The following is a 13,831-nucleotide window of genomic DNA, read 5'->3' as shown; positions in this document are numbered from 1 at the left end:
CGCACGAGTGAACGGAAAATCAGCGAGGCTTACAGATCTCACCCTGACAAGATTGCCAGGGCGAGGGGGGAAAATCAGAACGTGTAATCCACCGCCATAAAGTAACGACGACCATCTTCGTTATAACTGTAATCGTCGCGGCTCAAATCTTTATCGCCGAGGTTCAGCACACCCGCGCGCAATTTGATGTCTTTCGTCGCCTTCCATGCCGCACCGGTATTCCACACCACATAACCGCCAGGTGTTGGTGCGCCATCAGTCGTGGCACGCTGCTCGCCGGTGTAGTTCGCAGAAACATAGAACGACCAGTCATCGAGCGGCAACCAATCCACCGTGCCGTTGGCGGTATGGAATGGCAGTGAAGCCAGCGGCTTATTGTCACCGCCACTCAAATCTCGCCCATCGTTATAGGTGTAATTCAGCGTCAATTTCCATTGATCGTTGAATGGCACTTTCACCTCAGTTTCTACGCCACGAACACGCGCTTTGTTAACGTTGTAATATTTGAAAATTGGCCGACCCGCGCTGTCAAAACCAACAAAGTTTGGATACGACGGCGCCAGTGCACGGTTCTGCGTGCGGTCAATATCAATCATGTCGTCGAGGTTGTTCTGGAAGGTGGTGATACTGCCAGACACACCATCCAGTAGACCTTCATCGCCTGCGTAATACAGACCGAATTCGAAGCTTTCACTGGTTTCTGGTTTCAGATCGGGGCTGCCGACAATCTTACAAGAGCCACGGCAAGAGTTGCTGGTCCAGTCGGGACTCAGTTGCAGCAACGATGGCGCTTTAAATGCCGTTGCCCAGCCGCCTTTCATGGTGATGGTATCGGTCGCGCTATACACCAGATAGGCACGCGGGCTCCAGTGATCGCCGTAAGTTTCGTGGTCGTCCATACGCACGCCGGTGGTCAACGCCAGCGGTTCGAAAATCCGCCATTCATCTTCCAGGAACAAGGCGTACTGGCTGGCAGAGGTTTCGCTGCTGTTACTGCCGGTGAGGTTAACTGGGTCAGTTAATTTATCGTGACGCCATTCGCCGCCAAAGGTCAGTAATTGGTTGATGTCGCCCAAAGGCAGCACCAGTTTGCCATCGAGGCTGTTGTTGCGCGAGGTGATAGGTGAACTGTTGCCTGGATTGAGGTTATCGATTTTATCGCCATAAAAACGCAGTTCGGTATTGCCGTAATCCCAACGCCCGTTATGGGAAATCGAGTAATCCTGGCGCTCCATACGGTTTTTATTCAGCGAGTCAGAATCACGGTCCTGGCGGTCAAAACCATAACCAAAGCTCATGTCCTGGTTTTCGGTTGGCGTCAGGGCAAATTCCGCACTGCCGCTGCGCGTGGTATAGCCTTCAATGCGCGGCGTTTCACCCGTAGTACTGGTGCTGGAAGATTCTTGTTTGTCTTTTTCGCGCTTGCCAAGGTTGCCGTAAACTTTGACGCCGAGCAGGTTGTCGATGATGGGGCCGCTGGTAAAGAAGTTGCTGTTATAAGAATCCCCGCGATCGCGATTTTCCTGAATGGTGGTATCTGCCGTCACGGTGCCGTGCCAGGCCTTGCCCACTTTGCGTGTAATAATGTTGACCACGCCGCCTAACGCATCGGAACCGTAAAGTGAAGACATCGGCCCACGCACCACTTCGATACGTTCAATGGCGTCAACCGGGATCCAGTTCAGGTCAAAATCGTTATGACGGAAGACGGCATTACGCGAGTTCACCCGCTTACCATCAACCAAAATCAACGTGTAGCTACTGTCCAGACCACGAATACTGACGCCCTGGCGGTTATCCCCTTCATTAGTCAGTTGCACACCTGGGACTTCCTGCAAAACATCTTTCAGGTTCTGGATAGGCTTTTTCTTCAGATCTTCTTGAGTAATAACGCTAATACTGGCTGGGGCATCTTTGAGGTTTTGCTCGGTGGCAGACGCAGTCACCACCATCGTGTCTTCACGTTGTTCGGCAATTACCGGAAACGCAGCGGTGATTATTGACGCGCAGAGTCCTCCCCGGACGATGGGATTCAACCTTAACATTCCTTTCTCCATGAGGTGAATTACAAGCTAAAAGGCTCACATTCCTTGGTGCGTCGCCCGCTACATTGGCAAACGACGTCGAACCTTACTCACCGACATCCAGCCGGGGTAAAGCGTGGCGACACCATAAATTAAACGAGAATGGTTATCAATCAAATTGTTAAATTTTGTAAGGTATCGAGTGCAGTTGTAACGGCAGGAACGGGGTTTGTAGGGCGGATAAACGAAGTGTCATCCGCCATTGTGAAGTGAATTATTGACCGCTATTTATTGACCGTAATAGGCGCTTTTACCGTGCTTACGCAGATAGTGTTTATCGAGCAATTGCGGCTGCATATTGCCGCCTGACACCCAAGAAACGGCGATACGGCGAAGGAATATCCAATAGATAATCAGGGTAAAAAAGGGCTTTCTTGATAAATAAAAAAGGGCAACGAATATATCGTTGCCCTTTTTTTATTAACGAACCTTGTAATATTGTCGGTTCGAAATTTATTACTTCTTAAACGTTTTTGGGAATGTCATTTCGCTGTATTTCACAAAACGAGACCCTTTGGTAATTTTGTAGCCGAACCAAATTGCCAGGAACAGCGGGATACCGATATAGGTCGCTGTCACCCCAGCCCAGTCAATCTTATCGGCCAGGAACGCTTCGTAGTTCTGGCCCAGTGTGATAATCAGACACAGGGCGAAGGCAAAGATAGGCCCGACAGGGAAGAAGCCAGAAACGTACGGCAGGTCGTTGAGATCCAGCCCTTGCTTCACATAACCACGACGGAAACGGTAGTGGCTGATCGCGATACCTAACCAGGCGATAAAGCCAGTCATACCGGATGTGTTCAGCAGCCACAGGTACACGGTCTGGTTGCCATACATTGATGTCAGGAAGCACAAGCCCGCCACAACCGTGGTTGCATACAACGCATTACGCGGCACACCACCAGCGGACAGCTTAGAGAAAATACGTGGCGCTTTGCCATCACATGCCAGGGTGTAAAGCATACGAGTCGATGCGTACATCCCGGAGTTACCCGCTGACAGTACTGCAGTCAGGATAACGGCGTTCATCACTGCCGCAGCAGAGAGCAGACCTGCATGTTCAAATACCAGAGTGAACGGGCTAACGCCGATGTCTTTCACATCGTTACGCAGCAGGCTCGGATCGGTATAAGGAATGATCAGGCTGATAATCAGAATCGCGAACACATAGAACAGCAGGATACGCCAGAACACCTGACGCACAGCGCGTGGAATGTTCTTACCTGGATCTTCAGATTCACCCGCAGCAACACCGATAAGCTCAGTCCCCTGGAAGGAGAAGCCGACGATCATCGCCACACCAATCATGGCGGAGAACCCACCCGCAAATGGCGCATCGCCTACCGCCCAGTTGCTCCACCCCGCAGGTTGTGCACCTTTGAAGATGCCAAGAATCATCATCACGCCGACAATGATAAAGATGATAACCGTCGTCACTTTAATCAGTGAGAACCAGTATTCTGCTTCGCCAAAGCCTTTAACAGAGATGTAGTTGAGCAGGAACATGATGCCGAGGAACAACGCACTCCAGATCCAGCCTGGGGTGTCCGGGAACCAGTAGTTCATCACCAATTGTGAGGCGACCAGGTCAACCGCGATAGTGACTGCCCAGTTGTACCAGTAGTTCCAGCCCAGCGCGAAGCCGAAGCCTTCTTCAACGTATTGCTGCCCGTAGGTGGCAAATGAACCAGAAACCGGCATGTATGCCGCAAGCTCGCCCAGGCTTGTCATCAGGAAGTACACCATCAGACCAATCAGCATGTAGGACAACAGCGCGCCGCCAGGACCCGCCTGAGAAATGGTTGCACCAGAGGCAACAAATAGCCCGGTACCGATGGATCCGCCAATGGCGATCATCGTTAAGTGGCGCGCTTTTAGCTCACGTCGTAAGCCAGGCGCTTGTGTTGTTTGATCTTGAGAAACCATAGAAAATTGCGGTCCTTCCAAAAAATGAGGCGCGATTGTAGCAAACCAGCCCTATACATGTAGTAGAAATACGAAGTTATAAGAGAGCTTCATGATCGGAGAAGAATTATAAGTAACGCACTTATGATAGTAGATGAAAAGAGGGCGTGAGCCAGGCTGTCGTGCTACGCGGGAATCCATTCCCCATGCGGTTTGGCGGGTTATTTTATTTAAAATCAACCTTCATTAATTCAGGGATACTGAAATCGCGGGTGGTGTCGACACAGCGATTAATGTAGTCAACGAAGCGCGGCGGCAGCGACATGCCTAAATCCAGCAGTTTTTTATTCGAGAAACGCACATTTAACATCGAGAATTCACCGTATAAACGCATCGCTCTTAGCATAAGACGCTCGTTACATGGCCCATAAATAGTTTTGAATTCTCTACGATTTTTGACAAGCTCGCTATAATCTACTTGCTGATAAGTCGCATAAATAGGGTTCTGATCTAATGCAGCTGCCATAGCGCGGTCAATTTCAACAAATCGGGTACTTCCCGTATCCCCGGCAGAAATATGGTAAACCTTGTCAGTGAGTTCAATATGTTGAGTTAATAACAACAAAGCTTCAGCGCAGTAATCCACCGGAATCACATCAATCTTATCTTCCATCGCGCACATGAATTTCCCAAGCATCAGAGCCATACGGAATACCCAGAAAATACTGCTGGATGGACGACACCCTTCTTCACTGTGGCCGACCACAATCGACGGACGTGCAATCACCAGCGGGAGCTGCGGGCATTGTTCGACGATTAATTGTTCGATGGTGGATTTAGACCAGGTGTATTGCACCAAATGCTCTTCTTCAGGCTTACGTGTCATGCTCTCAGTGACCAGGGTTCCCGCTTCAGGCACGCAAGACATAGCAGTTCCCACATGCACAAAGCGCACTAAACCAGAAACATCAGCCATGCGTTTAACGAATTTTAGTGTGCCTTCAACATTCACTTTCCAGATTAATGCGTTATCACCAAATGAAGCGACGGCAGCGGAGTTAATAACATGAGTCACCGAGGAAAGTCTTTCATCATTCAAAAAGTCTTCGGAATAAGCCAGGTCACCCAGCAATATATTTTTTTCATTAATTTTAGCGAGTAGTGTTTCGTTACACCCAAAATTAGCCAGGTTATTTCTGACACGAGCGACACCTTCACCAGCCGTGTTTGCTCTAACCAGTAGCAGAATGGATTCAAAAGATGAATCTGATAGCGCCCGCGCCAGTACAGCGCCGCCCAGAAAGCCTGTTGCGCCGGTAATCAGTAGTTTGCTCATATTGAAATACTCTGAATTTAAAAACGCCATACTATGTGGCGCTTTATAAACAGCGAATCAATAAACGCAGCAATATAAAATAGATTTACGGTTAATCGTATTTTACACTGCACTGACTCCATTAATTAACTTTCGTTTAATTACGGTGTATTGATTTATATTTATATAAACCCATCTTACTCATCGCAATATTTCAAAAAACGCTGTAAGGCGTTGGATATATGCTTCTGGCGATGGTGAATACGATACAGCGTCCGCACCAGGCGTGGTAACGGCACAGGCACTTCCACCAGCGATCCCGCGGCCAACTGTTCTTCAATCACCCGACGTGACAGGCAGCTAATGCCCAGGCCATGACGCACGGCGTGTTTAATCGCTTCTGAATTGCCTAATTCCATACAAAGCTGGAATTGCGGCAAATGCGATAACAACAGGTAATCAACGATTTCACGCGTACCGGAGCCTTTCTCGCGCAGGATCCACGGCTGTTCCGCCAGGCTATCCAGGGTGATCGGCTGTTGCAAGAAAGGTGCACTCGGCGGCGCAAACACCACCAGCTCATCTTCAAGCCAGGGCTCGGTGACCAGATCCGTCATATGGCTCGGCCCCTCTATCAGGCCAATATCGACACGGAAATCTGCCACTGCGTTAATCACATCCTGGCTATTACCGACGTTCATTTCCAACGGTAGCGCCGGGAAATCACGGCGATAGTGGGCAATCATTTCCGGCAGAATATAGTTGCCGATGGTGCTACTGGCATAAACGCGAATCGCGCCGTTATCTTCTTTAAATAACTGTTCGACTTCCGTTGCCTGTTCCAGCAAGCCCACGACGCGCGGATACAGCAAACGACCATGTTCGTTGACCACCAAACGTTTACCAACACGATCAAATAGCTGCACACCCAATTGCCCTTCGAGATCGGACAGCGCAGCACTTACTGCCGACTGCGACAGCGACAGCATCTGTGAAGCCTGGGTGGTAGAACCGCTTTTGAGGACTTCGGCAAAAACTTCGAGTTGCCGCAGAGTGATGTGCATCGTGATTGCGCCTTAACACTTATTCAGATTGGTTATAAATATATAATCAATTTTATTTTTAAGCCAGCAAGCCATACACTTTTGCCAACACTAAGGAGAAGGTTATGGCTACGTTATCAATTCCCACTCATCGTCATTCATTGTGGCATTTCCTGCCAGGTCTTGCGCTTGCAGGCGCAATTACTGCGCTGGCACTGTGGTTGGGTAACATTCCTTCCGTTGCTGGCCTTGGCCTTGGAGCACTAACTCTCGCCATTTTATGCGGGATGGTCATTGGCAATACGCTGTACCCAAAAATCTGGCAACACTGTGATGGTGGCGTGCTGTTTGCCAAACAACATCTGTTGCGCCTCGGCATCATTCTTTATGGCTTTCGACTGACGTTTTCGCAAATAGCCGATGTCGGGGTCAGCGGTGTGATTATCGATGTGCTGACATTAAGCAGCACCTTTGCCCTCGCCTGTTGGTTAGGTCAGAAAGTGTTTGGTCTGGATAAACAAACCAGTTGGTTAATTGGTGCCGGTAGCAGTATTTGTGGTGCCGCAGCGATTCTGGCAACCGAACCGGTAGTTAAAGCTGAAGCCAGTAAAGTTACGGTAGCTGTAGCGACGGTGGTGATTTTCGGCACGCTGGCAATCTTTATTTATCCGATGATTTATCCGTATGTGACGCACTGGTTTACACCGGAAACCTTCGGGATTTATACCGGTTCGACCATGCACGAAGTGGCGCAAGTGGTGGCGGCGGGTCATGCCATCAGCCCTGAGACTGAAAATGCTGCGGTAATTGCGAAAATGCTGCGCGTGATGATGCTGGCTCCGTTCCTGATTTTCCTGGCCGCTCGCGTTAAGCAGTTGGCTCCGGCAGGTCAGGCGCAGAAAAGTAAAATTACTATCCCATGGTTTGCAGTGCTGTTTATTGTCGTCGCGATGTTTAACTCGCTACACCTGCTGCCAACATGGGCTGTCAATGCCTTGATAACACTGGATACTTTCATGTTAGCCATGGCAATGGCCGCGTTGGGTTTGACCACCCACTTCAGCGCGCTGAAAAAAGCCGGTGTGCGCCCGCTGTTGATGGCCCTGGTGCTGTTTATCTGGCTCATCGTTGGGGGTGGCGCGATTAACCTCGGCGTGCATCATTTTATGTCCTGATATTTCCTGCCTAACCCGCTATCATTATCGCTTTCCCGGTAGCGGGTTTTGACAGGAGAAAGAATGATGAAGTTTATTGGCGCACACGTTAGTGCCTCTGGTGGTCTGGAAAATGCCGCGATTCGCGCACATGAGCTTGAAGCCACTGCTTTTGCCCTGTTCACCAAAAACCAACGTCAGTGGCGTGCCGCGCCGCTGACCGAAGAAGTTATCAGCAATTTCAAACGTGCCTGTGAAAAGTACCATTACGGTCCAGGCCAAATCCTCCCCCACGATAGCTACCTGATTAACCTCGGTCACCCCGTTGAAGAAGCGCTGGAAAAATCCCGTGAAGCCTTTATTGATGAGCTGGAACGCTGCATGCAGTTGGGCCTGTCACTATTGAACTTCCATCCGGGCAGCCACCTGATGCAAATCCCTGAAGAAGAGTGTCTGGCGCGTATCGCGCAGTCGATTAACATTGCGCTGGATAAAACCAAAGGCGTGACGGCGGTGATTGAAAATACAGCAGGCCAGGGTAGCAACCTTGGCTTCCGCTTTGAACATCTGGCGGCGATTATTGATGGCGTAGAAGATAAATCACGCGTTGGCGTGTGTATCGATACCTGCCACGCCTTTGCTGCGGGATATGACCTGCGTACTGAAGCTGATTGTGAAAAAACCTTCGCTGAATTCGAGCGTATTGTTGGCTTCAAATACTTGCGCGGCATGCACCTGAATGACGCGAAAAGTGCCTTCGCTAGCCGTGTTGACCGTCATAACAGCCTCGGCGAAGGCAATATTGGCCACACGCCGTTTAGCTGGATCATGCGTGATAACCGCTTTGACGGAATTCCGTTGATTCTGGAAACCACGAACCCGGATATATGGGCCGAAGAGATTGCGTGGCTGAAAGCACAACAGCATCAAGAAGCTGCTGCATAAGCAAAAAAAAAGCTCCCGGTGGAAACCGGGAGCTTGAAATCAGTAAAGTGTATTACGCCGCTTTAACCGCTAATTCAGTTTCTGAGCGTTTGAGGAAGGCGTAAGACAACCCTGCCAGCAAGGTACCTGCCACAATCGCAATCAGGTAACCGACAACCGGTGTAATCGCGCCAGGAATCAGCAACACAAACAGACCGCCATGTGGCGCCATCAGTTTGGCACCCACCGCCATGGAAATCGCACCTGTCACTGCACCACCAATGATACAGCACGGCAGAACACGCATTGGATCACGAGCCGCGAACGGGATAGCCCCTTCGGTGATAAAGCACAGGCCGAGAACCATCGCCGCTTTGCCGCCTTCTTGTTGTGCTTTGTCGAATTTACGACGCGCAACAAATGTTGCCAGGCCCATCGCTAACGGTGGCACCATGCCAGCAGCCATAATCGCCGCCATTGGTGCGTACGTTTGAGTGCTGAGCAAGCCGACGCCAAAGGCGTAAGCCGCTTTATTTACCGGCCCGCCCATGTCAGTACACATCATACCGCCAAGGATTGCGCCCAACAGAACCGCATTCGCCGTGCCCATGGTTTGCAGCCAGTGAGTCAGACCCTCGAGGATTTTCGCAACCGGCGTACCGATCAGATAAATCATCGCCAGACCCACGATCAGGCTTGAGAACAATGGAATGATGAGGATCGGTTTCAGCGCTTCCATACTGGTTGGCAGTTTCAGCTTAGTGCTGATCAGCTTCGCAATGTAACCTGCGAGGAAGCCCGCAATAATACCGCCGATAAAACCTGAACCAGTACTAACCGCTAACATACCGCCGATAAGACCTGGCGTCAGGCCTGGACGGTCAGCGATAGAAAACGCGATGTAGCCCGCCAGAACAGGAACCATCAACGCAAAGGCTGAACCGCCACCGATTTGCATCAGTGCCGCCGCCAGCGTACCCGGCTCTTTAAACGCTTCGATACCGAAAGCAAATGACAGCGCGATACACAAACCGCCCGCGACCACCATCGGCAACATGAATGACACACCGGTCAACAAGTGGCGATAAGCGCCCGCTGACTCTTTCTTGCCTTCTTTGGCGGCAGTGTTGCTTTGCCCAACCGCTTCATAAGGTGTCGCTTCAGCAACGGCTTTATCCAGCTCCTGCGCGGTTTTCTTCAGCGCCAAACCGGTTGAGGTGCGGTACATCGGTTTTCCGGCAAACTTAGCCAGATCCACTTCGATGTCTGCCGCAACAATCACCAAATCCGCTTGCGCGACTTCTTCTGGCGTAATCGCATTACCCGCACCAACCGAACCGCGAGTTTCAACCTTTACCCACCAGCCGCGTTTTTTCGCTTCGGTTTCAATGGCTTCAGCAGCCATAAAGGTATGCGCGACGCCCGTTGGGCAAGCGGTTATGGCAACCACACGTTTCGGCCCTTTAGCCAAAGCCACAGGTGCTGCGTTTACCGGTGCCGTGTAAGGTTTGGCTTTGTCTTTCGCTTCACCTAAAAACAGTTCCGGGTGCTGAACTGCACGGTCAATATCACCCAGATATACCTTTTTGCCGTTCAGCGAGCTATCAGCAGGAATGGCATTACCTACCACAATCGCCATTTCGGCATCGTTCGGGTTGTCGATAATCTGTAGACGCGCCTTCTGAGCTGCGGAACCCAACAGCGTTTTAGCGAGGTAAGCGCGAGCCTGTCCAAGACCAGGTTCGATAATCAGCAGCGTTTTCATTGTTCCTCTCCTGCTGTCAGTTAAAAGGTTTCAGATCAACACGAGCCATCATGGCCGCCAGTTGAGTACGATCGGTAATACCGACGTTGCTCTGACTTACCGCCAGTGCCGCAACTGCCGTCGCCAGGCGTAAGGTATGTTCACTGGATTCACGCATTAACAGGCCGTAGATCAGCCCACCGACCATGGAATCCCCGGCACCTACAGTGCTGACGACTTCACAACTTGGTGGTTTCGCTATCCATTCACCGGATGCATTAACCCAAAGTGCGCCTTCAGCACCCAGAGAAATCACCACATGAGCAATCCCCTGTTCACGCAGCGCGTGGGCAGCATCAATCACATCTTTCATATCCGGAAGTTTACGACCTGCCCAGATTTCCAGTTCACGGCGGTTCGGTTTCACCAGCCATGGTGCCGCTTTCAGACCGGCGACTAATGCTTCGCGGCTACTATCGAAAATAATGCACGGACACTGGCTGCGCAGACGGGTCATCCAGTCGGTGAAGGCTTCTGGAGAAACACCTGCGGGTAAGCTGCCACTGACGCAGACCATGTCGAACTGACCAAGCCAGCTCAGGGAATCCGCAACAAAGCGATCCCAATCCGACTGCGTGACTTCAAAACCAGAGAAGTTGAAATCGGTAACTTCACCGTCCTTCTCGGTTAGCTTAACGTTGATACGGGTACGGCCCTGCACCACCTGAAAACGGTTAGCAATGCCCAGTTCGCTGAACAATTGCTGAAAACCATCCTGGTTGTCTTTACCCAGGAAGCCGCCAACGGTAACGTCGATGCCCAGATCTTTCAGAACCTTAGCAACGTTGATGCCTTTACCCGCAGCGTGCAGGCCAGTGGTACGTACCAGGTTAACTTCACCACGTTCAACTTCCGGGGTGTAACCGACAAGATCGTATGCCGGGTTCAGAGTAATTGTTGCGACGCGACGACTCATGCTGCCCCCTCGCCAAGACCGGCTGCGACTGCTTCACCAATCGCTTTCAGCGCTTGTTCAGCATCATCACCTTGTGCGGTAAAGCGCAAGTGATGGCCTTTCTTCACGCCAAGCGCCACAACTTTCATCAGGCTGCGGCCATTGGCAGGCTTGCCGGTGCCATCAAGGTTGGTCACGGTTATCTCACTGTTAAATTGTTTAATGGTGTTCACCAGCACGGTGCCCGGGCGAGCATGTAAACCGTGTTCATTGCGAATCTGGAATTCGGCGCTCAGGCTATTTTGTGCAGGCGCTGCGTCACTGGTCAGCAGCGTCAGCAACTCTGGCGCATCTGCGTTCAGCAAGCGGTCAGCCGTGTTGTTGATCAGCATGTCGCTCAGGCGGTTAAGGACCTGTAAGGGTTGATCGTCGGCCACAGCCACCGTCATCAAAAGCGATACCGGCTGGCCTTCAGTTTCAAATACAGCTGCAGGACGGCTGATAGCGACAGCGCTGGCAAGATTGCCTTCTGTGCTGTCGTTCAGCCAGATGCCCTGGCCTAAATAAAGGGGTTTGCTGGAAATAACATGGCTAACAAATTCGGTGTTTGCCGCACCAGCCTGTTTGATGCGCCCGGCATTTAATGCTTGCAGAGTCATCAAGTCGGTTGCGGTGACATCCAGCGCCAGTAATGAGTTATCGAACAGTAAAGATGCAGACTGTTTTTCGCCCATCAGCAAAGCGCGAAGTTCTTCTGCTGAAGTGGCGTTTTTAAGTTGTTCAGCTACCTCGTCATCGCTTAATACATGTGTCAGCTGACGCAGTAAACCGAGGTGCTCATCAGAGCTGGCGGCGATACCAATAGCGACATAAGCAGTCTGGCCTTCGCCCCACTCGATCCCTTGTGGGAACTGGAACACCTGAACGCCGGTTTTCAATACTAAATCGCGGGTATCAGTGGTGCCGTGCGGAATGGCAATACCGTTACCCAGATAAGTAGAGGTTTGCAGCTCGCGAGCCAGCATACCTTCAACGTAGCCAATGCTGACATTGCCAGCTTGCGCAAGTGCTGCGGCAACCTGACGTATCGCTTCTTCTTTATTTCCGGCACTAGCACCGGGATGTATGTCTTGCACAGATAACTGGAACATGGTTCTCCTCTCCTGCTGAATTGAAACGATTCAGCTGCAATGAGAAAAAATGCGCCATCCCACTCCTGATACAAAATAAGACGACGCTGAAACGTTTCAAGGAGTGTGAAGATTCCCCGCGATTCAGGCAAGTCATGTTGTGATTTCGTTGCCGAAATTTAGAGGTTACGCACATTTTTACCGCGATAGTCGCGGCAATTACAAACAACGACACGGTACGTTCAGCACTCAATGTAGAAACTTCAGCTTTTGCTGAACCTAAACAGGAACAGCGTTTTAACTTTTCGGGCTGCTTTTGATTTGAACAACTGTTTATTTCCTGACAAGGCGCGTAAACTCCGCGCGTTCATTGATAAGCGACACTGAGAGCATGCAAAACTCCCCGATAGCAGCAACCCGCAAGCCCCTTGATATCACTTCTTCTGCCTTTTTGATTGTAGCTTTTTTGACCGGAATTGCGGGTGCATTACAAACCCCGACTCTGAGCCTGTTTCTGACTGAAGAAGTTCATGTCCGTCCGGCGATGGTAGGTTTCTTTTTTACCGGCAGCGCGGTTATCGGTATTTTGGTCAGCCAGTTTCTTGCTGGCCGCTCCGATCGCAAAGGCGATCGTAAATCGCTCATTTTTGTTTGCTGTTTATTGGGCGCTTTAGCCTGCGTGCTGTTTGCCTGGAACCGTAACTATTTCGTGTTGCTGTTTGTCGGGGTTTTCCTCAGTAGCTTTGGCTCTACCGCGAACCCACAAATGTTTGCCCTGGCGCGCGAACATGCAGACCGCACTGGTCGCGAGGCCGTGATGTTCAGCTCTATTTTGCGTGCGCAGGTATCGCTCGCCTGGGTTATTGGCCCGCCAATCGCTTATGCACTGGCTCTTGGGTTTGGCTTTACCGCGATGTATCTCAGTGCCGCACTGGCGTTTGTGGTGTGCAGTGTGATGGTGCGAATGCTGTTACCGTCGATGCGTAAAGAATTGGCAGTGAAAACCACCACGCTTGAAGCCCCCCGCCGTAACCGTCGTGACGCCTTACTGCTGTTTGTTGCTTGCACCATGATGTGGGGCTGTAACAGCCTGTACATCATTAATATGCCGCTTTACATCATTCATGAATTACATCTGCCGGAGAAATTAGCGGGTGTGATGATGGGGACAGCCGCCGGGCTTGAGATCCCAACGATGCTGATTGCCGGTTACTACGCCAAACGCTTCGGTAAGCGCTTCCTGATGCGTATTGCAGGCGTTGCAGGACTGCTGTTTTACATTGGTATGCTAACGCTGCATAACGAATTTATGCTGCTGGCTTTGCAGCTGCTGAACGCGATTTTCATCGGCATTTTGGCGGGTATCGGCATGCTCTATTTTCAGGATTTAATGCCAGGCCAGGCAGGAGCTGCAACCACGCTGTATACCAATACCACGCGTGTCGGCTGGATTATTGCCGGGTCGATGGCCGGTGTGGTAGCTGAAATCTGGAACTACCACACCGTGTTTTATATCGCGCTGGGCATGATTGGCATCACAGCCTGGTGCATGGTACGCATCAAAGACATTTAGCCTG

The 13,831-nt window shown here is 50.9% G+C and carries 10 protein-coding genes; 3 read left to right on the top strand and 7 right to left on the bottom strand.

All coding sequences use genetic code 11. The features are described from left to right. Positions 1 to 74: 74 nt before the first annotated feature. The 4 genes from cirA to yieE all read right to left on the bottom strand — a co-directional run bounded on the left by cirA (position 75) and on the right by yieE (position 6,368). Entirely contained in the window at positions 75 to 2,045 is a 1,971-nt protein-coding gene (gene cirA, locus D8682_RS23155) for a catecholate siderophore receptor CirA (protein WP_121815217.1), read from the bottom strand. A gap of 495 nt (positions 2,046 to 2,540) precedes the next feature. Then, positions 2,541 to 4,010 carry an amino acid permease gene (locus tag D8682_RS23145; protein ID WP_064544994.1) on the bottom strand — a complete coding sequence of 490 codons (1,470 nt, stop codon included), beginning with the start codon at positions 4,008 to 4,010 and terminating at the stop codon, positions 2,541 to 2,543. Between the two features lie 205 nt (positions 4,011 to 4,215). Continuing rightward, complete coding sequence (locus tag D8682_RS23140; RefSeq protein WP_121815762.1) at positions 4,216 to 5,325, bottom strand: SDR family oxidoreductase; 1,110 nt, start codon at positions 5,323 to 5,325, stop codon at positions 4,216 to 4,218. Positions 5,326 to 5,501: 176 nt separating this feature from the next. Further along, a complete protein-coding gene (gene yieE / locus D8682_RS23135) occupies positions 5,502 to 6,368 on the bottom strand; it encodes a DNA-binding transcriptional regulator YeiE (RefSeq protein WP_064544990.1) in 867 nt (288 codons plus the stop codon). Positions 6,369 to 6,472: 104 nt separating this feature from the next. On the opposite strand from yieE, the gene D8682_RS23130 reads away from it, so the two are divergent. Continuing rightward, positions 6,473 to 7,522 (top strand): YeiH family protein, encoded by a 1,050-nt coding sequence (locus D8682_RS23130; RefSeq protein ID WP_121815216.1) that lies wholly within the window; start codon positions 6,473 to 6,475, stop codon positions 7,520 to 7,522. Positions 7,523 to 7,588: 66 nt separating this feature from the next. Then, positions 7,589 to 8,446 (top strand): deoxyribonuclease IV, encoded by an 858-nt coding sequence (nfo, locus tag D8682_RS23125; RefSeq protein WP_064545109.1) that lies wholly within the window; start codon positions 7,589 to 7,591, stop codon positions 8,444 to 8,446. Between the two features lie 52 nt (positions 8,447 to 8,498). On the opposite strand, the gene fruA is transcribed toward nfo, so the two are convergent. From fruA to fruB, 3 genes are read right to left on the bottom strand one after another with little or no spacing between them, the layout of a single operon-like run. Then, positions 8,499 to 10,190: a PTS fructose transporter subunit IIBC gene (gene fruA / locus D8682_RS23120; RefSeq protein WP_064544986.1), complete on the bottom strand. Its 1,692-nt coding sequence runs from the start codon at positions 10,188 to 10,190 to the stop codon at positions 8,499 to 8,501. Between the two features lie 16 nt (positions 10,191 to 10,206). After that, positions 10,207 to 11,145: a 1-phosphofructokinase gene (gene fruK, locus D8682_RS23115; protein ID WP_064544984.1), complete on the bottom strand. Its 939-nt coding sequence runs from the start codon at positions 11,143 to 11,145 to the stop codon at positions 10,207 to 10,209. Then, on the bottom strand, positions 11,142 to 12,275 hold the full coding sequence (fruB, locus tag D8682_RS23110) for a fused PTS fructose transporter subunit IIA/HPr protein (protein WP_064544982.1): 1,134 nt from the start codon (positions 12,273 to 12,275) through the stop codon (positions 11,142 to 11,144). The genes fruK and fruB overlap by 4 nt, the downstream gene beginning before the upstream one ends. Before the next feature lie 370 nt (positions 12,276 to 12,645). On the opposite strand from fruB, the gene setB reads away from it, so the two are divergent. After that, positions 12,646 to 13,827: a sugar efflux transporter SetB gene (setB, locus tag D8682_RS23105; RefSeq protein ID WP_064544979.1), complete on the top strand. Its 1,182-nt coding sequence runs from the start codon at positions 12,646 to 12,648 to the stop codon at positions 13,825 to 13,827. Positions 13,828 to 13,831: the final 4 nt, after the last annotated feature.

The sequence above is a fragment of the Buttiauxella sp. 3AFRM03 genome (assembly GCF_003675305.1).
GTDB classification, from domain to species: Bacteria; Pseudomonadota; Gammaproteobacteria; order Enterobacterales; family Enterobacteriaceae; genus Buttiauxella; species Buttiauxella ferragutiae.
Note: the sequence above shows the minus strand (reverse complement) of the source record. Positions and strands in the feature narration are given on the sequence as shown.